Source organism: Salinimicrobium sp. TIG7-5_MAKvit (genome assembly GCF_049569215.1).
In the GTDB taxonomy this organism is placed as follows: Bacteria; Bacteroidota; Bacteroidia; order Flavobacteriales; family Flavobacteriaceae; genus Salinimicrobium; species Salinimicrobium profundisediminis.
Genome location: NZ_CP145903.1, coordinates 2,949,863 through 2,973,025, shown reverse-complemented (window position 1 = coordinate 2,973,025; position 23,163 = coordinate 2,949,863). Strand labels below are relative to the sequence as shown.

General features: G+C 41.2%; 26 protein-coding genes. 16 read left to right on the top strand and 10 right to left on the bottom strand.

Going from position 1 to position 23,163, the window contains the following annotated elements:
* Positions 1-86 precede the first annotated feature (86 nt).
* On the top strand, positions 87-323 hold the full coding sequence (locus V5739_RS13420; RefSeq protein WP_423818572.1) for a hypothetical protein: 237 nt from the start codon (positions 87-89) through the stop codon (positions 321-323).
* A gap of 30 nt (positions 324-353) precedes the next feature.
* Positions 354-1,298: a hypothetical protein gene (locus tag V5739_RS13415; protein WP_423818571.1), complete on the top strand. Its 945-nt coding sequence runs from the start codon at positions 354-356 to the stop codon at positions 1,296-1,298.
* A gap of 157 nt (positions 1,299-1,455) precedes the next feature.
* Here the strand turns inward: V5739_RS13415 and V5739_RS13410 are convergent, their stop codons facing one another.
* The gene (locus V5739_RS13410) at positions 1,456-1,902 is read right to left on the bottom strand and encodes an Hsp20/alpha crystallin family protein (protein WP_423818570.1); all 447 of its coding nucleotides are present in this window, start codon (positions 1,900-1,902) and stop codon (positions 1,456-1,458) included.
* A 219-nt stretch (positions 1,903-2,121) separates the two neighbouring features.
* On the opposite strand from V5739_RS13410, the gene V5739_RS13405 reads away from it, so the two are divergent.
* Both V5739_RS13405 and V5739_RS13400 read left to right on the top strand, forming a co-directional pair.
* Complete coding sequence (locus V5739_RS13405) at positions 2,122-2,367, top strand: DUF1456 family protein (protein WP_168136812.1); 246 nt, start codon at positions 2,122-2,124, stop codon at positions 2,365-2,367.
* Between the two features lie 3 nt (positions 2,368-2,370).
* The gene (locus V5739_RS13400) at positions 2,371-3,060 is read left to right on the top strand and encodes a phosphoadenylyl-sulfate reductase (RefSeq protein WP_423818569.1); all 690 of its coding nucleotides are present in this window, start codon (positions 2,371-2,373) and stop codon (positions 3,058-3,060) included.
* 60 nt (positions 3,061-3,120) lie between these two features.
* Here the strand turns inward: V5739_RS13400 and V5739_RS13395 are convergent, their stop codons facing one another.
* The 4 genes from V5739_RS13395 to V5739_RS13380 all read right to left on the bottom strand — a co-directional run bounded on the left by V5739_RS13395 (position 3,121) and on the right by V5739_RS13380 (position 6,381).
* Positions 3,121-3,459, bottom strand: a complete 339-nt coding sequence (locus tag V5739_RS13395; protein ID WP_423818568.1) for a hypothetical protein — start codon at positions 3,457-3,459, stop codon at positions 3,121-3,123.
* Between the two features lie 227 nt (positions 3,460-3,686).
* Positions 3,687-4,034 (bottom strand): hypothetical protein, encoded by a 348-nt coding sequence (locus tag V5739_RS13390; RefSeq protein ID WP_423818567.1) that lies wholly within the window; start codon positions 4,032-4,034, stop codon positions 3,687-3,689.
* 394 nt (positions 4,035-4,428) lie between these two features.
* Positions 4,429-5,622, bottom strand: coding sequence for an ADP-forming succinate--CoA ligase subunit beta (sucC, locus tag V5739_RS13385; protein ID WP_423818566.1), 1,194 nt, complete (start codon positions 5,620-5,622; stop codon positions 4,429-4,431).
* A 102-nt stretch (positions 5,623-5,724) separates the two neighbouring features.
* Positions 5,725-6,381: an LON peptidase substrate-binding domain-containing protein gene (locus tag V5739_RS13380; protein ID WP_423818565.1), complete on the bottom strand. Its 657-nt coding sequence runs from the start codon at positions 6,379-6,381 to the stop codon at positions 5,725-5,727.
* 181 nt (positions 6,382-6,562) lie between these two features.
* Here V5739_RS13380 and lysA point away from each other — a divergent pair, with 181 nt between their 5' ends.
* Positions 6,563-7,789 (top strand): diaminopimelate decarboxylase, encoded by a 1,227-nt coding sequence (gene lysA, locus V5739_RS13375; protein WP_266070309.1) that lies wholly within the window; start codon positions 6,563-6,565, stop codon positions 7,787-7,789.
* Positions 7,790-7,933: 144 nt separating this feature from the next.
* On the top strand, positions 7,934-8,377 hold the full coding sequence (locus V5739_RS13370; RefSeq protein WP_423818564.1) for a DUF4168 domain-containing protein: 444 nt from the start codon (positions 7,934-7,936) through the stop codon (positions 8,375-8,377).
* 63 nt (positions 8,378-8,440) lie between these two features.
* Here the strand turns inward: V5739_RS13370 and V5739_RS13365 are convergent, their stop codons facing one another.
* Positions 8,441-9,415: a potassium channel family protein gene (locus tag V5739_RS13365; RefSeq protein WP_423818563.1), complete on the bottom strand. Its 975-nt coding sequence runs from the start codon at positions 9,413-9,415 to the stop codon at positions 8,441-8,443.
* 128 nt (positions 9,416-9,543) lie between these two features.
* Here V5739_RS13365 and V5739_RS13360 point away from each other — a divergent pair, with 128 nt between their 5' ends.
* From V5739_RS13360 to V5739_RS13350, 3 genes are read left to right on the top strand one after another with little or no spacing between them, the layout of a single operon-like run.
* A complete protein-coding gene (locus V5739_RS13360; RefSeq protein WP_423818562.1) occupies positions 9,544-10,551 on the top strand; it encodes an erythromycin esterase family protein in 1,008 nt (335 codons plus the stop codon).
* The gene (locus tag V5739_RS13355) at positions 10,529-10,831 is read left to right on the top strand and encodes an erythromycin esterase family protein (RefSeq protein ID WP_423818561.1); all 303 of its coding nucleotides are present in this window, start codon (positions 10,529-10,531) and stop codon (positions 10,829-10,831) included. Before V5739_RS13360 ends, V5739_RS13355 begins: the two co-directional genes overlap by 23 nt.
* Positions 10,832-10,839: 8 nt before the next feature.
* Positions 10,840-11,526: an MBL fold metallo-hydrolase gene (locus V5739_RS13350; protein WP_423818560.1), complete on the top strand. Its 687-nt coding sequence runs from the start codon at positions 10,840-10,842 to the stop codon at positions 11,524-11,526.
* Here V5739_RS13350 and V5739_RS13345 read toward each other — a convergent pair.
* Positions 11,523-12,248, bottom strand: a complete 726-nt coding sequence (locus tag V5739_RS13345; protein ID WP_423818559.1) for a DUF72 domain-containing protein — start codon at positions 12,246-12,248, stop codon at positions 11,523-11,525. The genes V5739_RS13350 and V5739_RS13345 overlap by 4 nt on opposite strands.
* Positions 12,245-13,030: an Fpg/Nei family DNA glycosylase gene (locus V5739_RS13340; protein ID WP_423818558.1), complete on the bottom strand. Its 786-nt coding sequence runs from the start codon at positions 13,028-13,030 to the stop codon at positions 12,245-12,247. Before V5739_RS13340 ends, V5739_RS13345 begins: the two co-directional genes overlap by 4 nt.
* A 127-nt stretch (positions 13,031-13,157) precedes the next feature.
* Between V5739_RS13340 and V5739_RS13335 the strand changes: the two genes are divergently transcribed.
* Complete coding sequence (locus V5739_RS13335; protein WP_423818557.1) at positions 13,158-13,850, top strand: hypothetical protein; 693 nt, start codon at positions 13,158-13,160, stop codon at positions 13,848-13,850.
* Positions 13,851-13,874: 24 nt separating this feature from the next.
* On the opposite strand, the gene V5739_RS13330 is transcribed toward V5739_RS13335, so the two are convergent.
* Entirely contained in the window at positions 13,875-15,395 is a 1,521-nt protein-coding gene (locus V5739_RS13330; protein ID WP_423818556.1) for a GH3 family domain-containing protein, read from the bottom strand.
* A gap of 167 nt (positions 15,396-15,562) precedes the next feature.
* Between V5739_RS13330 and V5739_RS13325 the strand changes: the two genes are divergently transcribed.
* The 3 genes from V5739_RS13325 (at position 15,563) to yidC (ending at position 19,478) form a co-directional block, all read left to right on the top strand.
* Positions 15,563-15,796 (top strand): DUF3820 family protein, encoded by a 234-nt coding sequence (locus V5739_RS13325; RefSeq protein WP_266070319.1) that lies wholly within the window; start codon positions 15,563-15,565, stop codon positions 15,794-15,796.
* Between the two features lie 137 nt (positions 15,797-15,933).
* Positions 15,934-17,571: a CTP synthase gene (locus tag V5739_RS13320; RefSeq protein ID WP_423818555.1), complete on the top strand. Its 1,638-nt coding sequence runs from the start codon at positions 15,934-15,936 to the stop codon at positions 17,569-17,571.
* Between the two features lie 65 nt (positions 17,572-17,636).
* Positions 17,637-19,478 (top strand): membrane protein insertase YidC, encoded by a 1,842-nt coding sequence (gene yidC / locus V5739_RS13315; protein ID WP_423818554.1) that lies wholly within the window; start codon positions 17,637-17,639, stop codon positions 19,476-19,478.
* A gap of 84 nt (positions 19,479-19,562) precedes the next feature.
* Here the strand turns inward: yidC and V5739_RS13310 are convergent, their stop codons facing one another.
* Positions 19,563-20,537, bottom strand: a complete 975-nt coding sequence (locus tag V5739_RS13310) for a fasciclin domain-containing protein (RefSeq protein WP_423818553.1) — start codon at positions 20,535-20,537, stop codon at positions 19,563-19,565.
* An 89-nt stretch (positions 20,538-20,626) separates the two neighbouring features.
* Between V5739_RS13310 and V5739_RS13305 the strand changes: the two genes are divergently transcribed.
* The 3 genes from V5739_RS13305 (at position 20,627) to mnmA (ending at position 23,109) form a co-directional block, all read left to right on the top strand.
* Positions 20,627-21,307: a toxin-antitoxin system YwqK family antitoxin gene (locus V5739_RS13305; RefSeq protein ID WP_423818552.1), complete on the top strand. Its 681-nt coding sequence runs from the start codon at positions 20,627-20,629 to the stop codon at positions 21,305-21,307.
* A 58-nt stretch (positions 21,308-21,365) separates the two neighbouring features.
* A complete protein-coding gene (locus V5739_RS13300; protein ID WP_423818551.1) occupies positions 21,366-21,773 on the top strand; it encodes a hypothetical protein in 408 nt (135 codons plus the stop codon).
* 148 nt (positions 21,774-21,921) lie between these two features.
* Positions 21,922-23,109 (top strand): tRNA 2-thiouridine(34) synthase MnmA, encoded by a 1,188-nt coding sequence (gene mnmA, locus V5739_RS13295; RefSeq protein ID WP_423818550.1) that lies wholly within the window; start codon positions 21,922-21,924, stop codon positions 23,107-23,109.
* The last annotated feature ends 54 nt before the right edge of the window (positions 23,110-23,163 follow it).

Genomic DNA, 23,163 nt, shown 5'->3' with positions numbered 1-23,163 from the left:
TTAAATTTCACAGCCAACTTACAATATGTGAAATAATTAACTACCTTCATTTGCATTAGTGTCTCCCCGATTTAAAATTTCAACTTGTGTACAAGCTTCTAATTTCGGGGATTTTCCTGATGCTATTCTGTGGAAAAATAACAGCCCAGGTAGGGATCAACACATATGAGCCAAAAGCTCAGCTCGACATCTACACCGAAAATCCGAATTCTCCCGAACCTACCGACGGTATTCTTATCCCACGTATCTCAAATTTCCCTGCGACCAATCCCAGCGCCCAGCAGCACGGGATGCTCGTATTTTTCAGCTCTCAAAAAGGGTAATTTTCACCCGGATTTTACTGGTGGGATTCGGTGACTGGTAACTGGCAGGGAGTGGGTGGCAAGGCTACTTCCGACTTTTATAAAACAGGAACCACCTCCCCCTCAACCAGCCCCGATGATGCTGTATTTAGAAAAGGAAATGTGAGTATTGGCGGGTCTTCTACTAATGTAAAATTAAAGGTAATGATAGACAATGCTGAAGATCACAACATTCGCACTCCGCTGGAAGTAGAAAATACCAGCGCTACCACAAAGAATGTAACTTATGGCATTTTAAGCAGTAACAACACAGCCACCCAGGATAAGAAATACGGGATAAAAAACTCGGTAAGTGGCGCCGGAATTGGAATTCACTACGGAATATTTAACGAGGTGAACCAAAATACCAATGAAGAGATCTACGGAATCTATAATGATGTAGGGAAGACTTTTGGATCTACCAAAAACCACTACGGGATCTACAATGAAATTGGCACCGAACAGAGCAACGGCTTTGTCTACGGCATTTACAGCACGGCTTTTGGCAATGACCCAAAAAAGGTATTTGCAGGCTACTTTGCTGGAAGAGTAGGCATAGGAACTACAGGAAATGATTACGTATTACCCGATACACGCGGACTGGCAGATCAGGTGCTTATGACAGATGCTAACGGACTGGTAACATGGAAGTATCCGAATACAGGGATCTACTCTTCTACAGCCACCAGCACCGGCGCTTTTCAAATTACGCCCGAAACTTATAGTTTGCGTATCAACAATCAGGTGAGCAGCATTGTCATACCCGATGCCGCAACAAATAAAGGCCGGCTCATTTACCTGCTCAACTGGCCGGGAAATACTATTAAAACCATCGAATTTATTGGCAGTAACGATCTTTTTGACATTACTACAAACTCTACGGTCAATACAATTGCACCGGGACAGAAATACCTCATTCAAAGCGCCGGGAACCGATGGATTTTGCTGGACAAGTAAATTTCTCCGGGGCAAGCCCACGGAGCATTATATAGGAGAACACGTTTTCAGACTTTAAACATTTACTAACGAGGCAAGCCTCGGAGTATTTACCCCCTTAGAATAAAAAAGCGTCCCAAAGGACGCTTTTTTCAAAATTCTTGATTTGATTTCGATATTATCCAATCTCAATCATGCGTTTTGCCTGTACCTTTGCGTCTTCACGTTTGGGAAGGTTGATCATTAATACCCCTTCTTTATACTCGGCCGAAATCTTGTCGGCTTCTACAGTATCGGGAAGACTAAAAGCTCTTTTAAAGCTGGTATAACTAAATTCGCGGCGGGTAAACCCACCACCATTGTCTTTTTTCTCTTCCTCTTTCTTTTCTTCCGCAGAAATTGTGAGTACGCCGTTATCCAGTTCAAGATTAAAATCCTTTTTGGTCATACCTGGCGCTGCAAGTTCGAGAGTAAAAGCATCATCATTTTCAGAAATATTCACAGCAGGAACGCTGGTACCAATACGGTTAAATCCTGAATTTCCATTGTCCATCCAGTCGGTTTTGAACATGTCATCAAAAATAGATGGAAGCCAGTTGTCGGTGTTTCTTTTAATAAGGTTCATAACATTAATATTTTGAGATTAAACTTCTTTTGATTTTCATTCGGTGTAAGGCAAATTAAATACCAACTGGTTAATTAAGACTTTATGACATAATTCTACTGAAATATGCTGACAAAATGACATTTTAGGATCCTCTGGTGTTTATTTATATTATAGTTATACCTCTCAAACTTCATTTTTAAATTCAGGTTACGTACTTTTACGGCTCAAAATTCACCTATGCCTTTATCGAATAATGATATCTTCAAAAAGCTGAGAGTTGCTTTAAAACTAAGGGATGAAGATATTGTTCACATTTGCTCCCTTGTTGATTTCAAGGTCACAAAAAGTGAAATTGGTGCGATCTTTAGAAGTGAAGATCACCCAAAATACATGGAATGTGGAGACCAGTTTCTTCGGAACTTCTTAAACGGACTGGTAATCTACAAACGCGGACCCATGCCTAAAAAAGAAGACAAAAAATAGCCGATGGAAATTGTTGCAGATAAAAGAGTTGTTACGGCTGCCGAAGTTGACAGACTGAATCTTAAATACCGAAAGCTCGACCTTCACGAAAGGATCGAAGAACTATACAACGATTTTAACCTTGCCGAAGTTATGCTTACCAGCTCTTTTGCTGCTACTTCGGCTTTCCTTTTAAAATTATTTTCAGACGTTAACCGCGACCAGCTGGTATATTTTATTGATACTGGGTACCACTTCGGCGAAACCCTGGAATACAGGCAAAAACTTACTGATCTCTACGGACTCAAAGTAAAATCTGTAAGCGCCCTAAAAGAAGAACACGAGTTTACACAAAAAGATAAAACCTGGGAAAAAGATCCCGATTTTTGTTGCCATATCAACAAGGTAAAACCCCTTGACCTGGTTAAGGCAAAGTATACCGTTTGGGTAAGCGGACTCATGGAATGGCAAAGCGAACATCGTGCTAGCCTCAATATCTTCGAGAACCGCGGAGACATCCTAAAGTTTTATCCGCTGCTGGACGTTACTAAAGAGGAGCGGGATGAATTCATTAAAAAACACCAGTTACCTTTTCACCCACTGGTAAAGAAAGGATATCATTCTATTGGATGTTCCCATTGTACTTCGCCGGGAGTTGAAAGATCGGGCCGCTGGAACAACAATCCAAAAACAGAATGTGGTTTACACCTGTAAATAAAAAACCCGGAGTGATTACTTCCGGGTTTTTTATTTTTAAAGCTAATGGGTACTGACTTAACTCATGCGCTTTACTACAGTAAGTTCATAAATCTTGCCTTTTACCCAGGCTTCTACAGGCAATTGCTCATTAGACAATTGCTTTTGAATGTAAGAATTCACCTCCTCATTGGAAGAAGAAACCTGCAAACTCTGGATCTTCTGATCTTCAGAAACAGAAAAGAAAATTGTGATTTCAAGTGGCTCACATTGATTGGCTAATTCCAGGTTCTCAAGCATTCTTTCAACTTCAACAGAGACAGAATCGGGATTTGCTAGATTCCTGATTTCCTTTGCTGAAACAGATAAGGAAAGAAATATTACACACATTACCAGCAACAGTTTTAAATTTTTCATGATGTTCGTTTTTAGATAATTGATGCGATTTGATGATTGATGATTTACTATAAAGACTTTTAGAAATACTGATTGTTACACGGTTACATATTTTTAACAAAAGTTTCACATATTTTGATGTAAGGTTTTTGATTCCTGAAACAGCTTCCCGGTTGTTATCATTAGTGAATTAGGAATGAAGAAAAGGCGCCTATAAAAAAATCCGGGTATTACCCCGGATTTTGAACTTATCTTGTGGCCTGAACTCTTACCGGCAGTTCATAAACTTTTTCAGACTTCCAGGAATCGCCGTGGAGCTTTTGATTGGTAAGTCGCTTCTTCAAAAAAGCATTGACTTCTTCATTTGGGGATTCAACTAGCAGGACCTTAATTTTTCTTGATCCAGTCATTTCAAAAAATACAGTTGCAGTAAAATCTTCTTCTATGACCAAACCGGAATCGGAGAGCATTCGTTCAATTTGATAACTTATTGAACCTGTCTTTGCTTCAAATTCAAAAGAAGAAGGAGAGCCGGCGAAGGCTACAGTTGATAAGGTCATCACTACAGCGGCTAAAAATAATTTACAACGTTTCATAATTGTTCGTTTTAAGGTTAATATTAAATAATTGATTGATGATTGTACTTTAGAGACTATTAGTCAATTTGATTGTTACAGTTATTTTTCACTCTAATGCTTCTTTTAAGCCAAAAACCTACCTGTAGTTTCTTTCCAGTATTTATATTATTACCTGATAAATTGAGTGTTTTCAGAGCTTCAGGATGATTTCACCTTCATTATTCTTTGCTTTACTTTTCGGAATAAAAATATTTCAATTCCTATTTCTGAAGAAAGAAAGCGGGTTATGAAAATGTTGCAGAATGTTTATCAAATCTTCCCAGATGAAAGTTCGAGGTAAATTATTTCCGAAGATATTATAAACGAAAAAACCCCGGGAAATTCCGGGGTTTTTCTATATATGTAAGTCTTATTAAGCCAGTACTTCCTGAACTTTATCTGCTGCTTCCTGGAATTCGACAGCACTGTACACATCAAGTCCGCTGTTGTCGATCAATTCCTTGGCAATGTCGGCATTGGTTCCCTGTAGGCGAACAATGATAGGCACATTGATAGTGTCACCCATATTTTTGTAAGCATCTACAATTCCCTGCGCCACACGGTCACATCTTACGATTCCTCCAAAGATGTTCACCAAAATAGCTTTTACTTTCTCATCCTTCAGGATAAGTCTAAAAGCTTCTTCTACTCTCTTTGCATCGGCGGTACCACCTACATCAAGGAAGTTTGCAGGCTCTCCCCCGGCTTGTTTAATAAGATCCATGGTAGCCATTGCCAATCCGGCGCCGTTAACCATACATCCTACGTTTCCGTCAAGGTCTACGTAGTTAAGCCCAACTTCGCGTGCCTCCACTTCAACAGGGCTTTCTTCCCTAATATCACGCATCTCTGCGTAATCTTTATGACGAAAAAGTGCATTATCATCAAGAGTCACCTTGGCATCAACAGCCATGATCTTATCATCACTCGTCTTAAGCACCGGGTTGATCTCAAAAAGAGAACTATCTGACTTTGTAAAGGCTTCGTAAAGCGACATTACAAATTTGGTCATTTCTTTAAAAGCATTTCCACTCAACCCAAGGTTGAAAGCAATCCTTCTTGCCTGGAAAGGCAGCAATCCTGTTGCAGGATCAATCTCTTCATTAAATATCAGGTGAGGAGTTTCTTCGGCCACTGTTTCAATGTCCATACCTCCTTCTGTAGAATACATGATCATATTCTTACCTGTAGCGCGATTTAGAAGAACAGACATATAGTATTCTTCTGGCTTGCTGTCGCCGGGATAATATACATCTTCGGCCACCAAAACCTGGTGTACTTTTTTACCTTCCGCAGAAGTTTGTGGAGTAACAAGGTTCATCCCAATGATTTGTCCTGCAATATCTTCCACTTCCTGTAGGTTCTTGGCAAGTTTTACTCCCCCGCCTTTTCCACGTCCACCTGCGTGCACCTGGGCTTTAATGACATGCCATCCAGTACCGGTTTGTTCGGTAAGTTTTTTTGCAGCCTCAACTGCCTCTTTTGCGTCCTGGGCAACAATGCCGCGCTGAGTGCGGACACCAAAGCTGCTCAAGATTTCTTTTCCCTGATATTCGTGTATGTTCATAATAAGGTGTTTCTTCAGTGTTCGTTAAGGTGCACAAAAGTAACAAATGTTAGAGGAATCTGCCAATCTTTTTAATTTCCACATAAAAGAGGTTGATTTTCTCTAATTTTTTGTCCGGAGTCTGAATTCCTGAAAATCGAGAGGATCGTAATTTCTGAAGTGCCCGTTGAGTTCTATCACCTGTTTTGCCCGGTTCATTTCCTGTAAAATAGGGATGGTAATGGTAAGGTGATTAATGAGGAATTCCTGTCTTTCTTTTTCTGAAGTTAATTTTAGTAAGGTATATTCCTGCTGAAGGGGAAGACCTATTTTGTGAGCCAGTGTGTAACTCCTGAAATTGGGGATATTTATTTTTGGCCGGGGCACTTCCAGATGTACATAGAGCTCAAAAATGAGGTTTATTAACTGCTCTTTTAGGGTCTGGGAAGCATCATCCTTATCTGGTAAAAATTCCACATCACCGCCCGCATACATCTTTCCAGCTTCATTATGCGCAAATTCCAAAATCCTGAAAACCCTGGTCCCTTTGCAAATTACATCCCTGGCACCAGATTCATAACGCCGCACCGTTTCAATAAGTTCCATTTCGGTGCCGTACTCCAGGTTATTTTCTATATAAGTGGGAATTCCAAACTTAATGCCGGTACTTTCGCAATCGTCTATAAGTTCTTTATAACGTGGCTCAAAAATATGCAGGGGCAAGACCTCTCCCGGAAACACTATACTCTGTAATGGAAAAAGGGCCAACCTGGACTTCATAGATACCTGATTAACAACTTGAAATTACAAAAATTCTTTTATCTACCCCGACTGGGAACTGCTAAATTTGTAGCTTTCCTCCCTGTTATAAATAACATTTTGTTAGAATTGGTTAATTTTAGACAGGCTGTAGGCAAAAGCCAAAAATCCATTTTACTTTTGTGACCGTAATAATGAACTTATGAACAACCAGGACCTTTTAGAAATATCAGAAAAATTTGGCAGCCCCGTATACGTATATGATGCCGAAAAGATCATTTCCCAATACAATAGACTTACCAGTGCTTTTAGCGGGGTAAAGAACCTTAGAATACACTACGCTGTTAAGGCACTTTCCAATATTTCGGTACTTGGGTTGTTTCAGCAATTGGGCGCCGGGCTTGACACCGTTTCTATACAGGAAGTGAAATTAGGGCTTGAAGCAGGCGTAGATCCAGCTAATATTATTTATACTCCAAACGGCGTTTCTCTTGAAGAAATAGAAGCAGTTGCCGCCCTTGGGGTACAAATTAATATTGATAACCTTTCTATCCTCGAGCAGTTTGGAACCCGGAATCCAGATGTTCCGGTTTGTATCAGGATAAATCCGCATGTAATGGCTGGCGGAAATACGAATATTTCTGTAGGCCATATCGATTCAAAATTTGGGGTTTCCATTCACCAGATACCGCACCTTCTGCGTATTGTTGAAAACACCGGCATGCACATAAACGGCATACACATGCACACCGGGAGCGACATCCTTGATATTGAAGTGTTTTTGTATGCTTCGGAAATTCTTTTTGAAACCGCCCGAAATTTCAAAGATCTTGAATTCATGGACTTTGGCAGTGGCTTTAAAGTACCTTATAAAGAAGGTGATATTGAGACCAATATTGAAGAACTGGGAGGAAAACTCACTGCAAAATTCAAATCTTTTTGTAAAGAATATGGCCGCGATCTCACCCTTGCTTTTGAACCAGGTAAGTACCTGGTGAGTGAAGCCGGGAAATTTGTGGCCCGTGTGAATGTGATCAAACAAACCACCTCTACTGTTTTTGCAGGAGTAGACAGTGGCTTTAACCACCTTATTCGCCCCATGTTCTACGGCTCAAGACATGAAATTCACAACCTTTCAAATCCCGAAGGCAAAGAAAGGTTCTACTCGGTAGTAGGATATATTTGCGAAACCGACACTTTTGCGAGCAACCGCCGAATCCCTGAGATCAAAGAAGGAGACCTTCTTGCTTTTAGCAATGCAGGTGCGTATTGCTACTCAATGGCCAGCAACTTCAATTCCCGCTACCGCCCACCTGAAGTTCTATGGTACAATGGAGAAGCCCATTTGATTAGAAAAAGAGAAACTTTTGAAGATATTTTGCGCGGACAGGTAAAACTTGATCTATCGGCATTAAAGGAAACCGTTTAAGCAGGACACAGAAAAAATAACTTCATTTTTTGCCATTTTTGAGAATAAAGAAGCGTATTTCTTTAGATTTAGGCAAAAAATCAGTCTTTTTTTGCCTTTTTGAATCATTAACTTTAGGTTTGTGCTAAACCTAACAGAAAAAATATGATTATAAGTAAAATGAAGATCTTTGGCCTCTTATTTTTCATGATGATAGGCACCTCTACTTTAATAGCACAATCGGATGTTACAGATAAAGAAATTGAACAATTTTCGGTGACCTTTCAAAAGATGCGCATGATAAACCAGGAAGCCCAGAAGGATCTAAGCGAAATTATAACCAAGGAAGGTATGGAAATAGCCAGGTTCAATACCATCCACCAGGCGCAAATGAACCCTCAGGCAGAAGCCGATCTTACTAAAGAAGAAGAAAAGCAATATGACGCCATTATCAAGGCGCTCAACGAAATGCAATTAGAATTCCGCAAGGAAATGGAAAGCATGATCACAGAAAGCGGACTTTCAGTTAAGCGGTATGAAGAAATTGCAAATCAATTGCAACAAGATGCCCAACTCCAGGAGAGAGTAAAGCAGGAACTTACCAACTAAGCTTCCTAAGCTCCAAAAAAAGGCTGCTCAAAAATGCCATTTTTGAGCAGCCTTTTTTTATTCCTACTCTTCATCCTTAAGCTTATACACTTCTTTCCAGTTCCAACCGGCATATTTAAGACTTGAAGAAAACTGCTTGTCAACAGCCAAATCATTTTTGAAATAATACCCATGATTCATCCAGTGACTTCTGTAAGTTTTTAACTCCTCTTCATTATGACTGGCTGCATTGGCATCTTCAAGCCCCAGCTCCAGGTACTTTTTAATACCATTAATGATCGCACTTAACTTCTTATATTGAACAGTTTCCTCACTCCAGTCGAGCCGAATGATCATGATTACTTCATAAAGCCGGGCCAGCTGTAAAATAAGAGCCGACTCATGATTCTTGGAAAGAAAATAATTAGCCATGGGAAAAGCCAGGTAACTACTGGCATTTTTTAAAATTTGCTGTCTAACATCTCCTGCATTCGAGATCAAATTTTCTAGATCGTCCTGTTGTTTAAAGAAAATAAAGATCTCTTCAATATCATTTCCCATAGTAGAAATAAGAAAGGAAAGTTGCTTTTTGGCCAGTACGGCATTGATAACACTTAAAAGATAAGTTAACCCCGTAGTGATAAGAATGAACCCCGAAAAAGACAATATTCCGGTAAGTATCCTGCTGGTATCTGTTCCCGGAACGAAATCTCCAATCCCCAGTGTTGATAGCACATATCCGGTATAGTAGAATCTTTCGGGATGTGTGGCTGGCAGGCCTGTAGTGCTATTCACCACCATTTCTTCTCCGGCACTAAAAACAATGTATGTTCCAATGAATAACAACAACATCCAAAGAAATGTCGTGATTAAAAGATGGGTTATTCCGGAGAATTTAAAAATAGTACGGGTCCGGTTTTGAATCATGATCCTATTCAGGATCTGGTTTACTATTCTTGAGAAGATCCCAAACCCATTTCCGGAAAGGGTGGTGTGAAAAAAATCCAGATAGGTAAATAGAATAATAGCGAGACCAATTACAATTTGAGCTGTTTGCATAATTTCTAAATTAATCAAAAGACTTTTAAAAAAGAATTAATTCCAACTTAAACTTTTCTAAAGACACACCTTATCTCTTCCATTAAGGCTTCAGATTTTGTACATTATATTCTATAAAAACCACTGATATGCAACTGGATAAGGAAAAAGAATATATCAAACCTCTGGAGCATGCAGAAGACCTGGATCCGCTTCTGGAGAAAATAGGAGATTCAAAATATGTGCTGCTTGGGGAAGCCAGTCATGGCACACACGAATATTATACGTGGCGAGCTGAAATTTCCAAACGGCTTATAAAAGAGAAAGGCTTTTCATTCGTAGCTGTGGAAGGTGACTGGCCAGATTGTTTTGAGATCAATCGCTGGGTGAAAGATCTTCCCGGCACCCCTGCAAACATTCCCGATGTGCTCAAAAATTTTAAGCGCTGGCCAACATGGATGTGGGCCAACTGGGAGGTTGCCGCTTTCGCCCAATGGATGAAAGGCTACAATAAAGACCTGGATACAAAGAATAAAATAGGATTTTACGGGCTTGATGTGTACAGCCTCTGGGAATCTATGGAGATCATAGTGAACTACCTTGAAAAAGAAGATCCTGAAGTAGCCGCGCTGGCAAAGCGCACCGCCGATTGTTTCGAACCTTACCGGCAAAACGATTCTTATGTTACAGCTTACCGCGGCCTCAAACAAAAGTGCCGCAACGAAGTGGTACAGCTGTTAAAGGAAGTGAGGCAAAAGACTTCTCAATATGAAAATGAACCGGAAGCAGGGCTCAATGCCGAACTAAATTCCCTGGTACTCAAAAATGCCGAAAAATACTACGAGGCCATGGCTCAGTTTGACCACTCTTCATGGAACGTACGCGACAGCCATATGGTAGAAACGCTCAACACGCTTACAGATTATCATGGAGAAGACACTAAAGTAATCGTTTGGGAACACAATACCCATGTAGGCGACGCCAGGGCAACAGGTATGGCAGCACAGGGCCTTCACAATGTAGGGCAACTGGTGAGGATGCAACACAGCGATGACGGGGTCTATCTGGTGGGCTTTGGCTCGTATGGAAGGTTCTGTGATCGCAGGAGATTTTTGGGGCGCACCCATGAAAAAAATGGACCTGCCAAAAGGTATTGAAGGAAGTATTGAAAGAAAACTGCATACCGTTGGCGCCGAAAATAAACTACTGCTTTTTGAAGAAGGTACCGACTTGTACAAAAAACTACAGGACAGGATAGGTCATCGGGCGGTTGGTGTGGTTTACGATCCACACAGGGAGCGTGGCAATTATGTATCTTCAAAAATGTCAAAAAGATACGATGCCTTTTTATATATTGATAAGACCAAAGGTCTTCACCCATTACACCTGCAACCTGACGGCAGCAAAACTCCTGAAACTTATCCCTTCGGAATTTAAAATAAAATATGAAGATAAAGATCCTAGGCACCCGCGGAAAAATAGAACCCAAAGCTGAAAATCATGTTAATCACACCGGATTTTTAATAGATGATAAGATCCTGATTGATGTAGGGGAAGAAAAATATATGGATAACAAGCCAAAAGCTGTGGTCTTTACCCACTTTCATCCAGATCACGCTTTTTTTGTTCCGAATAAAGAAAAATTCATACCCAAAATTCCCCTTTTTGGGCCCGAAGACCACGACCTCATTCCGCAGCTCAAGGTGATTGCAGGAAAATTTGAAGTAGAAGGATATACCTTTACTCCTATTCCTGTTATTCATGCCCTAAGATTAACCTCCCTTGGCTATATCATCGAAAAAGCCGGAAAAAGGATCTTTATTACAGGAGATGTGGCATGGATAGAAAAAGCTAACCTTGCCGATTTACCGCCATTAGATCTCGTGATCACCGAAGCTACCTTTATAAAGAAAGGCGGACGAATTAATCGAAAGAAAGACAGGATCTTTGGCCACACCGGTGTTCCCAATCTCATTCACCTCTTATCTCCGCTCGCCAAAGAAATTGTCTTTTGTCACTATGGCGAGTGGTTCTTTGAAGACACTCCGCATAACAGCAAACAAAAGATCAAAGACCTTGAAGAAGAAATCCCGCTGGTACCGGCACACGACGGGATGGAGATGGTGGTTTAATTAGTCTGCCCAAAAAGCTCTTTTAGCTGCTGTGCATTTTTGGGGGCATGAGCATGTATGTCATTATTATAATAAATATAAATTTCCTTGAGCCCACTATCCATGATCTTTTTATGCCATTCCTTTATTTCATCTTTAGAATAAAGGTAATCATACCAGTCTTTACCTGTGCCGTGAAAACGGAGGTAGCCTGTTTTGCCCGTAGTGATTAGTTCTTCAGGAAATTCGGGACTTGAAATTGAGCTGAAGATGATGTTGTGCTCCTTCAGGATATCAAATACTCCTTCATCATACCATGAATCATGACGAAATTCAAGCACATTTTTTAATGTTGGATCAAGCGTTTTACAAAACTCCCTGAGCTTCTCATCATTCCGGTGCAGGTTTGGCGGCAACTGCCATAAAATGCAGCCAAGGTTCTGCTTTAAAAGCCTTGCAAGACTTTCAAAATCCTTCACGCTTTGAGTAACATCCTTTAGCTTTTTGCGGTGGGTGATGTACCGGTGTCCTTTTAAAGTAAACTGGAAAGTTTTCTCCACAGTCTCTTTCCATGTATGTAATACTTTTTCCCTGGGAAACCTGTAAAATGTATTGTTGATCTCTACGGTGTCAAAAATGGCAGAATAATGCTCCAGCCACTTGCGCTGCGCCATTTTTTGCGGGTAAAAAGCTCCCCGCCAGTCTTTATAGTTATAGCCCGAACAACCTATATGCACCTTCATTTTTGCTCTTTTTGACAGGATGGGCAAAAATAAGTGCTACGGCCTGAGACCTTGATCTGTTTGATCTTTCCTTCACAAGCGGGGCAGTCATCACCTTCTTTTCGATGTTTAATGAGATAAGAATCGGGGAAATCCTTTCGTACTCCTTCCTTTTTTATAGCCATTTCAAGCACTTTTCGCATCTTTCTGAACAGCTGCTTCTTATGTTTTTCTGAAATTAAATTCGTCTTTGTCTTCGGATGTATCTTGCACTGGTACAGCATTTCATCAGAATACAAATTGCCAATTCCTGCCAGCACATGTTGATCTGTCAACACTCCTTTGATGCTTCCGGTTTTAGATTCAAGCAGTTCAAGGAATTCATCTTCCGAAAGATCTAGCGCATCATGGCCCAACTCTTTTCGCTGCCTGAATTCTTCCAGGCTTTCAGCAATAAAAAGTTTACCCAGTTTCCTTCTGCACACAAAAGCCAGGTGATCGTTATCCTCAAAAGAAAAAACCACTCCGGAATACTTCGGCGGATCCTGATTCTTGTAATACTCCAGCTTTCCTGTCATTCCAAAATGCAAAACCAAAGCTTTTTCTCCCGAGGTCTCGATAAAAAGATATTTCCCTAATCTACGGCTGCCTGTAAATTTATTTCCTTCAAAAGCTTTAATAAACGCTTCTTTTGGTGCCTGTAATCCGCTGGTATTCAAAAAATCTATAGACGTGATTTTTTTATCCAGTGCAGTAGCATCGAGATATTCTTTGTACAGCGTAATTTCGGGTAGTTCTGGCATAGTGGTTGATTTTTTATTCTCCTTTCAAATTAGCTAAAATCAGCCGAAGACCCTATTTTTTAAGAAATATTTCAAAGAATTTGGAGCTGGAAACTATATCTTATCTGGGCAGGATTAAAAAAAATTAATGCACAGATCCCTCAAAAAAATGTTCGCGATACTATTCCTGCTGCCGTTGCTGGGAGGATACTGGAGCTGTGCTGCAAAAAAAGACATGGAAGAAAAAAAAATCGTTTACCAGGGCAATAAATTCATTCCCGAAAGTCTACTACACGAGGCCAAAGTGGCTCTCTCCTACTACCCTGAACTCAAGGATGTAGAAATTGATTTTAAGTACAAGAAAGACATCAAGAAATCTTTCATGCAGGCCCAGCCCAACAAATCGAATTTGTTCAAGGGGAAAAATGACCGGTCTTATAACATTTTCATCAGCAGTAGATTTTTGATTGAAAAAGAAGAATTCACAATGTCCGATGTACCTTCAGAAGTTTTAATTGGCTGGCTGGGCCATGAACTGGGGCATGTTATGGACTATCGGGACAAATCGGCTATGGGCCTTATTATATTTGGATTCAGGTATATCACTTCGGAAAATTACATTAAACGGGCCGAACGTGCTGCCGATACCTACGCTGTAAATGCCGGAATGAGTGAATATATACTCGCTACCAAAAATTTTATCCTGAACAACTCTCATTTATCTGATACTTACAAGGAAAGAATCGCCCGCCTCTACCTCTCGCCCGAAGAGATCCTGGTGCTGGTAAATAAACTGGAAGAAGAACCGGAAGAAACACAGGAAGAACTCTTAAAGGAGTAAGGATTATTGATTATTGAATATTGTTTATTGTTTATTGACGAACTCTTCCCATTCTGTGAATTTTTCTTCATTCATCACCTTTTCCATTTTTACCTGGCCACCTTTCTTTTTATTGGCCGCGCTCCACGAGGTAAACGTATCGGGAGAAGTTTTCACGACCTCCACCCCTTTTAAAGCTTTACTGCGGGCCACACCATAGTTTTTATTGGCTTCCTGAAGGGCTTTATCGAGGGCTGCTGCCAGTTCTTCGTTATTGATATCAGCTTCTGTTCCCAGGTACCATTTATGGATGTATTCCCCGTCTTTTTTAATCGCGGCCACAGTAAACTCGGGGATGGTAATATTGAATTTTTGTTCCATTTCTTTAATGGCATCATTCATTTTATTGACCGATAGCTGAGAACCTACCACATTCAGAAAAAATTTTGTTCTCCCCGTGATCCTTATCTCCAGCCGGTCTACGTCGGTGAATTTTATGGTATCGCCAATGACATATCTCCAGGCTCCCGAGACCGTACTAATTAACAGTACATAATCTTTTTCGGGCTCTACCTTTTCCAGTGGCAGCACAGGGGCATCGGGGGTTACAGCGCCGTCTTCTCCAATATATTCAGGCTTAAAAGGCACAAATTCGAAATATATCCCATTGTCAACAACCAGCTGCATTGATCGGGTTTCGGGCCGTGACTGAAAAGCCATAAATCCTTCGGAAGCCAGGTAAGTATCTATCACCACCAGCGGATGGGAAACAAGTTTATCAAAAGCTTTTTCATATGGTTCAAAGGCAACTCCCCCCGTTGAATACACCATAAGATTTGGCCAGATTTCATGAATATTGGAAGCATTGTGATATTCAATGATCTTTTTGAGCATAAGCTCTGTCCATGACGGGATTCCGGTGAGGGCGCCTATATCCCAGTTTTTGGCCTCTTTTGCGATTTGCAGTACCCGCTCATCCCAGTCTTCAATTTGGGAAATCTCCACCCCGGGTTTGTAAAAATTACGGAACCAAAAAGGGATATTGCTGGCACTAATCCCGCTTATCTCTCCTTCTTCGTGGTCTTCAACCTGCTTAAGATCGGTAGAACTGCCAAGCATCATAATCTCCTTCTGAAAAAAATCGGAAGGCAGGTCGTAATTCGCCAAAGAAGCCACCTGTTTGATCCCGGTTTGGCGAATCGCCTCTACCATATCATCGGTAACGGGAATTCTCTTGCTCGATTTACCCGTAGTACCCGAACTAAGCGCAAAATATGGAGGTTTGCCGGGCCAGGTAACATTTTCTTCCCCCTCGTGCATTTTGCTCCACCACTCATCATTGATCTTATTGTAGTCAAAAATGGGAATTCGGCTGGCAAATTCTGCCTTTATGTCATCTGCTTCTAAAAGTTCTTCAAAATTATAATGTAGACCAAAAGCAGTATTTTTTGCCTTTTTCAGCAGGTTTTTCAAGACTTCGGCCTGCGCTTCATGAGGTTTGGGTTCCGAAGAAACTGCATCGGTTACCTGGATTAGTCCTTTTATTATTGATCCTATTACTGCCATTGATTTCTTTTTGGCTGAAATTACTCAAAAGTTCATTATTTGCCAGAAAACACTGGCGGAATTACCAAGATTTTAACCTTTCAAAGGATCTGGTGCCAGGCTGAATTCTTCAGAGATACTTCGGAAAAAATCCTCCTCAATTTTGCCATTTTTGAGACCTTAGCGGCATGGATCTTAAACCAGATTATAAAGCCCTTCTCGATCTCGCTCATGCGAAGATGCATTTTGGCAAATATAAAGGCCGATATCTTTCAGAACTACCGGAATTTTATCTGGTCTGGTTCAGACAACAGGGATTTCCGAAGGGAAAAACCGGAGATCAACTACAGCAGGTGCTTGATCTTAAAGTGAACGGCATGGAAGATATCCTGCGGACTATTAGGAGAAAATACCCGAGATAGCGCAGTTTTGCCGGTATTTTGCTAGGATTTCATTCCTTAAAGTTTTGCTAACATATTCTCCTGCAAATGGTTTCTTTTTCTTTTCTTCTTTGTAATTTAGCGCCCTGAATAAAAAGACGCACAAACATCTCTCTACAATGGCTGAAACCAAGTATATCTTTGTCACCGGCGGCGTTTCCTCTTCGCTTGGAAAAGGCATAATTGCTGCTTCCCTGGCAAAATTACTGCAAGCGCGTGGATACAAGACCACTATTCAGAAACTGGATCCTTACATCAACGTTGACCCCGGTACGTTAAATCCTTATGAACACGGTGAATGCTATGTCACTGAAGACGGGGCAGAAACCGATCTCGACCTGGGGCATTATGAACGTTTTCTAAACGTGAACACCTCCCAGGCCAATAATGTTACCACCGGCCGCATCTACCAAAGCGTAATTGAAAAAGAGCGCCGCGGGGATTTTTTGGGGAAAACCGTACAGGTTATTCCGCACATCACCAATGAGATTAAGGAGCGGGTACAGCTACTTGGCAAGAACCACGAGTATGATATTGTGATCACCGAGATTGGCGGTACTGTGGGGGATATTGAATCCCTGCCGTACATTGAGGCGGTGAGGCAGTTAAAGTGGGAATTAGGAGATGACAATGCGCTGGTAATTCACCTTACGCTGGTTCCCTTTCTCTCGGCAGCTGGCGAACTTAAGACGAAACCTACCCAACACAGCGTGAAGACGCTCATGGAAAGCGGACTTAGAGCCGATATCCTGGTATGCCGTACCGAACACGAACTCTCTGACGACATAAGGCGTAAACTGGCACTTTTTTGCAACGTAAAACAGGAAGCTGTTATACAATCTATAGATGCTTCTACCATTTATGATGTGCCAAATATGATGCTGCAGGAAGGCCTGGATACGGTGACTTTAAAGAAACTGAACCTTCCCGATGACACCACACCAAACCTTACGCAGTGGAATGAATTTTTAAAGCGTCACAAGAATCCAAAACATGAAGTGACCATTGGCCTGATTGGTAAATATGTTGAACTTCAGGATTCTTATAAATCTATTCTGGAAGCTTTTATTCACGCCGGTGCTGCAAATGAAGTGAAGGTAAAAGTAGAAAGCATTCATTCTGAATTTATCAACCAAAGCACTATACAGAACAAGATCTCACACCTCGACGGAATTTTAGTTGCCCCCGGATTTGGAGAGCGCGGAGTTGAAGGAAAGATTGATGCCGTGCGTTTTGCAAGAGAGCACAAATTGCCCTTTTTGGGTATTTGTCTTGGGATGCAAATGGCAGTAATTGAGTTTGCCCGAAATGTACTACAACTTAAAAAGGCAAATTCTACAGAGATGGATCCTAACACACCTCACCCGGTGATTGACCTTATGAAGGAGCAAAAGGAAATTACGCACCTTGGTGGTACCATGAGGTTAGGCTCGTGGGAATGTACCGTAAAAGATGATTCAACTGCCAAAGAAGTTTACGGCACTAACCAGATCTTTGAAAGACACCGCCACCGCTACGAATACAACAATCAATACACCACCCAAATGGAATCTCACGGACTTAAAAGCACCGGAGTAAACCCAAAAACGAACCTGGTAGAGATTGTAGAAATAGAAGACCACCCATGGTTTGTTGGGGTGCAATATCACCCCGAATATAAAAGTACGGTTGCGAACCCGCACCCTCTTTTTATAGCTTTTATTAAAGCTGCAAAAGAATACTCACAGAAAAAAAATAATGCCAGCCTGGCACAATAGCCTTTTTTGGTCACAATTTTGACTGGCAATGACAGCGGAAAGATCCGCGTTTATTAATTTTTATAATGGAAGAAAAAAAATTAGATATTAATTCTTTAATAGGATTCCTTCTCATTGGGGGAATCCTGTTATGGATGTTGTACATGAATCCTTCGGCTCCCGAAGTTGTGGAAGAACCGGCAAATGATGAAGTTGTAGTCACTCCCGATGCACAGCAAGAAGTGCCGCAGTACGATGATGCAGTACAGGAGACAGATTCGGCAGCGGTAGCCCGGGCAGCAGCCAGGTTGGGTGCATTTGGATATTCAGCTACTTTACCTTCAGCTTCAGAGAATACTACTTCAGTTGAAAACGATGTTCTTGCTTTGAATTTTTCAAACAAAGGCGGATACCTTTCCGAAGCAAGAATGAAGAATTACAAGACCTTTGATTCTATTCCTGTCTACCTTATAAAAGATGATAATGCATCTTTTAACCTCAGTTTTTCAACTGTAGATGGCCGGGTACTTAATACAAAAGATCTTTACTTTGAGCCGACTGTAACCAAAAATGGAGAAAACACCATTGTTTCAATGAAACTTAAGGTTTCTCCTGAAGAATTTCTTGAATATCGTTACGTGCTGAAGCCTGGCGAGTACATGATAGACTTTACGGTTAGATCACAAGGTTTAAATGACGTTCTAAACTCTTCGGCACCTATAGTTCTCGATTGGAAACTCAAAGGCTACAGGCATGCAAAAAGTATCACTTATGAAAACCGGTACACCAAACTTGTATATGAGTATGATGGCGGTAACGATGATGAAGTGAATGACGGGGAAGATGAAGAAAAGGATATTTCTTATGTCGCTTATAAACAGCATTTCTTTACATCTATACTACTTACCGACACTCCTTTTGAAACCGGAACATTTAAGGCAGAAAACCTTGTGGAAGATGAAGAAGTAGATACATTATACACCAAGGCCTTTGCTTCTACCATGCCGTTACAGCTTAACGGCGGGGAGCTTAATTACAACATGAACTGGTATTATGGCCCCAGTGATTACAAGATCCTAAATGATTACGACAGGAACCTTGACGAAATAATGCCCCTTGGATGGGGAATCTTTGGCTGGATCAACAGGTATTTATTCATTCCTTTCTTTGCCTTTATTACCAATTACATGGGGTATGGGATAGCCATTATTGTAATGACTATTGCAATTAAACTTGTGCTCTCCCCTGTTCAATACAAGCAGTACCTGTCACAGGCAAAGATGAAGGTTTTAAGACCTGAGATCAACGAGCTCAACGAGAAGTACAAGGACAACCCAATGAAGAAGCAGCAGGAAACTATGAAACTGTACAGTAAAGCCGGCGCCAGCCCCATGAGTGGTTGTCTTCCTGCCTTAATGCAGCTGCCGGTATTCTACGCGCTCTTCATGTTCTTCCCCAGTGCTTTCCAGTTAAGGCAAAAAGGCTTCCTTTGGGCAGATGATCTTTCAAGTTATGATAAGATTGCAGAGCTTCCTTTTTATATACCTTTCTACGGAGATCACGTGAGTTTGTTTCCAATTCTCGCCTCTATTGCCATCTTTATCTATATGATGATGACCACCGGGCAAACAATGCAGAATACGCAACAGCCGGGAATGCCTAACATGAAGTTCATCATGTACCTTTCCCCGCTCTTTATGTTGATCTTCTTTAACAACTACGCAAGTGGACTTTCACTGTACTATTTGACTTCAAACCTTATTACTATTGGAATCATGCTGGTGATCAAAAACTTCATTATTGATGAAGACAAGATTCACGCACAAATCCAGGAGAACAAGAAGAAGCCTAAGAAACAGGGTAAATTTGCCCGCAAGATGCAGGAGATGATGGAGCAGGCAGAACAACAAAAGAAAGGAAAGAAATAACAGCGTTTATTTACCAATAAAAAAAAGAAGAGCCCGGGAATTTCCCGGGCTCTTCTACATTTAACCAACCACCAAAACAATCAATTACATAGCAGGTAACAAAAAAGTATCAAGAACATGAACAACCCCGTTATTAGCCTGTACATCTACAACTATAATATTTGCTGTTCTTCCACTGGCATCAGTGATCACTGCCCCATTATCAAGGTCTATAGTGAATGACTGCCCCAGCAGCGTAGAAACTTCCATATCATCTGTAAGGGCCGATGATCTTACGTTTGCCCCGGCCACTACGTGATAGCTCAATACCGACGCCAAAACATCTTCAGGTATATGACTTAAAGAGTTCAATTCCAGCTCTCCAAGCAAAGCAGCAAAAGCTTCATTGGTAGGCGCAAATACTGTAAATGGCGCGGGTGAACCGGTTTCCATAAGAGTAGATACGAAAGTAAAATCATCTTCCCTGGTAAGTGCTGCCACTAAGCTATTAAAAGTAGGATCGGCAAGCGCAAAAGTAACAACGCTTGGCAAGCCAATCACTTCATCTACTGCATGTATAATTCCGTTATCTACCTCAATGTCGGCTGCAGTCACAGTGGCTACCCCGTTGATCATTACCCCATCTGCTGTACTTATATACATAGAAAGGTTTTCTTCGGAAGCACTTCCGGTAGCCATACTTTCAATATAACCTGTAGAAAGATCGGCTGCCATAATTTCCCCCATTTGTACATGGTTGAGCAATACCTGGGTAAGCAGGTCTACAGGAACATCAGCAAGGGTAGAGAATCCGTTGTCTGAGAGAAAAGCAGCAAATGCATCATTATCGGGTGCAAATACCGTATAATTTTGTGTTCCATCTAGCGTTGCAGTAAGACCGGCAACTTCGAGTGCCGCTGCAAGCGAAGAATAATTGTCATTAGACGCAACAAAGTCGGCTATAGTGTTAGTCTCCACAACCGGAATGGCAGTGTCATCGTCATCATCGCTACAGGCTGTAAAAGCCAATACAAAAAATAGGCCCGCCGCTATTTTTTTTAAGTTTAATAAATCTTTCATTTGTAGTTTATTTTAAGTTACAATTCAAATCTAAAGTAAAAGAACAAACAATAATGTTTGAGTTTAGTTAATTTTTTTTAAACAAAAATATGTCAGCAATATTTAAATCATTCAGCGCCTTATACTTAATACTTTTATTGACCTCCCCTGCTATGGCTCAAACCTCGCCCAACGCCTATGATAATAAAGGAGAGAAGAATGGTGAGTGGATAGAATATTATGACAATAACCAGTCCCATCCAAAATTTGAGGGCAGATATGAACATGGAAAAAGAACCGGATTGTTTAAATTTTATCAGGAAGGACTTAAACATCCTGTTGCCGTAATGAATTTTGACCCTAATGCTGAAAAGGTAGCAGCAAAATACCTGGCGCAGGATGGAAGTACAATAAGTGAGGGCGAATTTACAGGTCAACAGCGCACCGGTACCTGGACCTACTACCACAAAGATTCTGATGATGTGATGATGACAGAACAATATGTGAACGGGGAATTACACGGGCAGAAGAAAATCTATTACGATAATGGTCAACTTGCCGAAGAAGCCACATATAATAAAGGACAACTGGATGGCTCCCGAAAATTATATTCTGTTAAAGGCGTTGTTCTTGAAGACCTGCTCTATAAAGCCGGTAAACTTCACGGCCCTGCAAAGATCTACAACGGCAAAGGTGAGCTTGTAAGCGAGGGGATTTATGAAAACGACAAACACCACGGCACCTGGAGATACTACGAAAACGGAAAACTTAAAGAAGAAAAAGATTTTTAAGCAATCCTCAACATTTATAGATTTAATATATTTACCAAAACCCTAAAAAATGAACCTTATGAAAAAGTTTTTAATCTTATTCTTTATGCTAGGAATTTTCAGCTTCACTTCTTGTAGTGATGACGATGATGCAGCACCAACACAAACCAGTATTGTAGACACCTGGGTTCTTACCGCTGTAAGTCCACCGGTAATTGACCTGCAATGCCCTCAACCTTCTACTATCACTTTTACGGCTAATGGAACAGCAAGCTGGGAACTTTATGCAGCCAACAATGACTGTGTTCTGGAAGACAGCGAAGGTGCCTGGGAAAAAAAGTCTGATAACAATTACACCATCTACATTCCGAATCTTCAGGCAGTAAATGGCACTATTGACTTTGATGGTTCTGATAGCTTCACCTTTACCACCAACATATCTGAGGTGAAGGTGAATGCTGTCTTATCCTTTGACAGGCAGCTATAGACGGCCTACAGCCAAAACAACATAAAAAGCAGCCCTGCCCGTTCTTTCAGTTCGGTCAGGGCTGCTCTCTTTCTACTCTCCAAAAGTGGCAAATTTTCTGTATTTTTGCAGCTTAATTCAAGACCTTTAAAAAGGGGAAAGAAAGATTATGAAAAGAGTAGTTGTAGGTTTATCTGGCGGTGTAGATTCAAGTGTTGCAGCCTATCTGTTAAAAGAGCAGGGCTATGAAGTTATTGGCTTGTTCATGAAGAACTGGCATGATGAAGGGGTAACAATTTCCAAGGAATGCCCGTGGCTGGACGATTCAAACGATGCCATGCTGGTAGCCGATAAACTCGGAATTCCGTTTCAAACCGTAGACCTTAGCGCCGAATACAAAGAACGTATCGTAGATTACATGTTCAACGAATATGAACGTGGCCGCACGCCAAATCCTGATGTACTTTGTAACCGGGAAATTAAGTTTGACGTCTTCATGAAGATCGCCCTTTCTCTGGGTGCCGATTATGTTGCAACAGGTCACTATTGTCGCAAGGGAGAAACACAGGTTGATGGTGAAACAGCTTTTCAACTGCTTGCGGGAAAAGATAAGAACAAAGATCAATCATATTTTCTTTGTCAGCTTTCACAGGAGCAACTTGCAAAAACGCTGTTCCCTATAGGAGAACTTCAAAAAAGTGAAGTACGAAAAATTGCTGCGGAACAGGATCTTGTTACTGCTGAAAAAAAGGACTCACAAGGACTTTGTTTTATCGGGAAAGTGAGACTTCCGGAATTCCTTCAGCAGAAGTTGCAACCTAAAGAAGGTGACATCGTAGAAATTCCTGCTTCAGAAGAAAAATTTCAGTCTGAAACCAAAGAATTTCAGAATAAACTGGAAGAGCTACAATTCATGTCCCGTAAATATTCATATCAGCCTTCCGAAGGTAAAAAAGTGGGGCGTCACCAGGGGGCTCATTATTTTACCAAGGGGCAACGAAAAGGTCTTGCCGTGGGTGGTACCCCCGAACCTCTTTTCGTAATTGAAACCGATGTGAAAGAAAACGTGATTTACACCGGACAGGGAAAAGATCACCCCGGAATTTACCGTCGTGGCCTCTTTATTTCTCCCGATGAGATACACTGGGTGCGGCCCGATTTAAAACTGGAGACAGATGAAGAAATGCCCGTAAAAGCCAGAATTCGTTACCGGCAGGAACTTCAGGAGGCAAGGCTTTACCAAACAGAGCACGGCCTCTATATTATTTTTGACAAAGCACAACCTTCTATTACCGAAGGCCAGTTTGTGGCCTGGTACCGGGAAGATGAACTAATAGGTTCTGGAGTAATTTCTTAACTTCGCAAAAGAACTTTTTAACCCTGTCGTGGCTTCACGACAGGGACTATACCC

Excerpts from the sequence above, each read along its gene's own strand:
- V5739_RS13410 (WP_423818570.1), bottom strand. The coding sequence starts at position 1,902 with ATGAACCTTATTAAAAGAAACACCGACAACTGGCTTCCATCTATTTTT.
- V5739_RS13405 (WP_168136812.1), top strand. The coding sequence starts at position 2,122 with ATGCCTTTATCGAATAATGATATCTTCAAAAAGCTGAGAGTTGCTTTA.
- V5739_RS13400 (WP_423818569.1), top strand. The coding sequence starts at position 2,371 with ATGGAAATTGTTGCAGATAAAAGAGTTGTTACGGCTGCCGAAGTTGAC.
- V5739_RS13395 (WP_423818568.1), bottom strand. The coding sequence starts at position 3,459 with ATGAAAAATTTAAAACTGTTGCTGGTAATGTGTGTAATATTTCTTTCC.
- V5739_RS13390 (WP_423818567.1), bottom strand. The coding sequence starts at position 4,034 with ATGAAACGTTGTAAATTATTTTTAGCCGCTGTAGTGATGACCTTATCA.
- sucC (WP_423818566.1), bottom strand. The coding sequence starts at position 5,622 with ATGAACATACACGAATATCAGGGAAAAGAAATCTTGAGCAGCTTTGGT.
- V5739_RS13380 (WP_423818565.1), bottom strand. The coding sequence starts at position 6,381 with ATGAAGTCCAGGTTGGCCCTTTTTCCATTACAGAGTATAGTGTTTCCG.
- lysA (WP_266070309.1), top strand. The coding sequence starts at position 6,563 with ATGAACAACCAGGACCTTTTAGAAATATCAGAAAAATTTGGCAGCCCC.
- V5739_RS13370 (WP_423818564.1), top strand. The coding sequence starts at position 7,934 with ATGATTATAAGTAAAATGAAGATCTTTGGCCTCTTATTTTTCATGATG.
- V5739_RS13365 (WP_423818563.1), bottom strand. The coding sequence starts at position 9,415 with ATGCAAACAGCTCAAATTGTAATTGGTCTCGCTATTATTCTATTTACC.
- V5739_RS13360 (WP_423818562.1), top strand. The coding sequence starts at position 9,544 with ATGCAACTGGATAAGGAAAAAGAATATATCAAACCTCTGGAGCATGCA.
- V5739_RS13355 (WP_423818561.1), top strand. The coding sequence starts at position 10,529 with ATGGACCTGCCAAAAGGTATTGAAGGAAGTATTGAAAGAAAACTGCAT.
- V5739_RS13350 (WP_423818560.1), top strand. The coding sequence starts at position 10,840 with ATGAAGATAAAGATCCTAGGCACCCGCGGAAAAATAGAACCCAAAGCT.
- V5739_RS13345 (WP_423818559.1), bottom strand. The coding sequence starts at position 12,248 with ATGAAGGTGCATATAGGTTGTTCGGGCTATAACTATAAAGACTGGCGG.
- V5739_RS13340 (WP_423818558.1), bottom strand. The coding sequence starts at position 13,030 with ATGCCAGAACTACCCGAAATTACGCTGTACAAAGAATATCTCGATGCT.
- V5739_RS13335 (WP_423818557.1), top strand. The coding sequence starts at position 13,158 with ATGCACAGATCCCTCAAAAAAATGTTCGCGATACTATTCCTGCTGCCG.
- V5739_RS13330 (WP_423818556.1), bottom strand. The coding sequence starts at position 15,395 with ATGGCAGTAATAGGATCAATAATAAAAGGACTAATCCAGGTAACCGAT.
- V5739_RS13325 (WP_266070319.1), top strand. The coding sequence starts at position 15,563 with ATGGATCTTAAACCAGATTATAAAGCCCTTCTCGATCTCGCTCATGCG.
- V5739_RS13320 (WP_423818555.1), top strand. The coding sequence starts at position 15,934 with ATGGCTGAAACCAAGTATATCTTTGTCACCGGCGGCGTTTCCTCTTCG.
- yidC (WP_423818554.1), top strand. The coding sequence starts at position 17,637 with ATGGAAGAAAAAAAATTAGATATTAATTCTTTAATAGGATTCCTTCTC.
- V5739_RS13310 (WP_423818553.1), bottom strand. The coding sequence starts at position 20,537 with ATGAAAGATTTATTAAACTTAAAAAAAATAGCGGCGGGCCTATTTTTT.
- V5739_RS13305 (WP_423818552.1), top strand. The coding sequence starts at position 20,627 with ATGTCAGCAATATTTAAATCATTCAGCGCCTTATACTTAATACTTTTA.
- V5739_RS13300 (WP_423818551.1), top strand. The coding sequence starts at position 21,366 with ATGAAAAAGTTTTTAATCTTATTCTTTATGCTAGGAATTTTCAGCTTC.
- mnmA (WP_423818550.1), top strand. The coding sequence starts at position 21,922 with ATGAAAAGAGTAGTTGTAGGTTTATCTGGCGGTGTAGATTCAAGTGTT.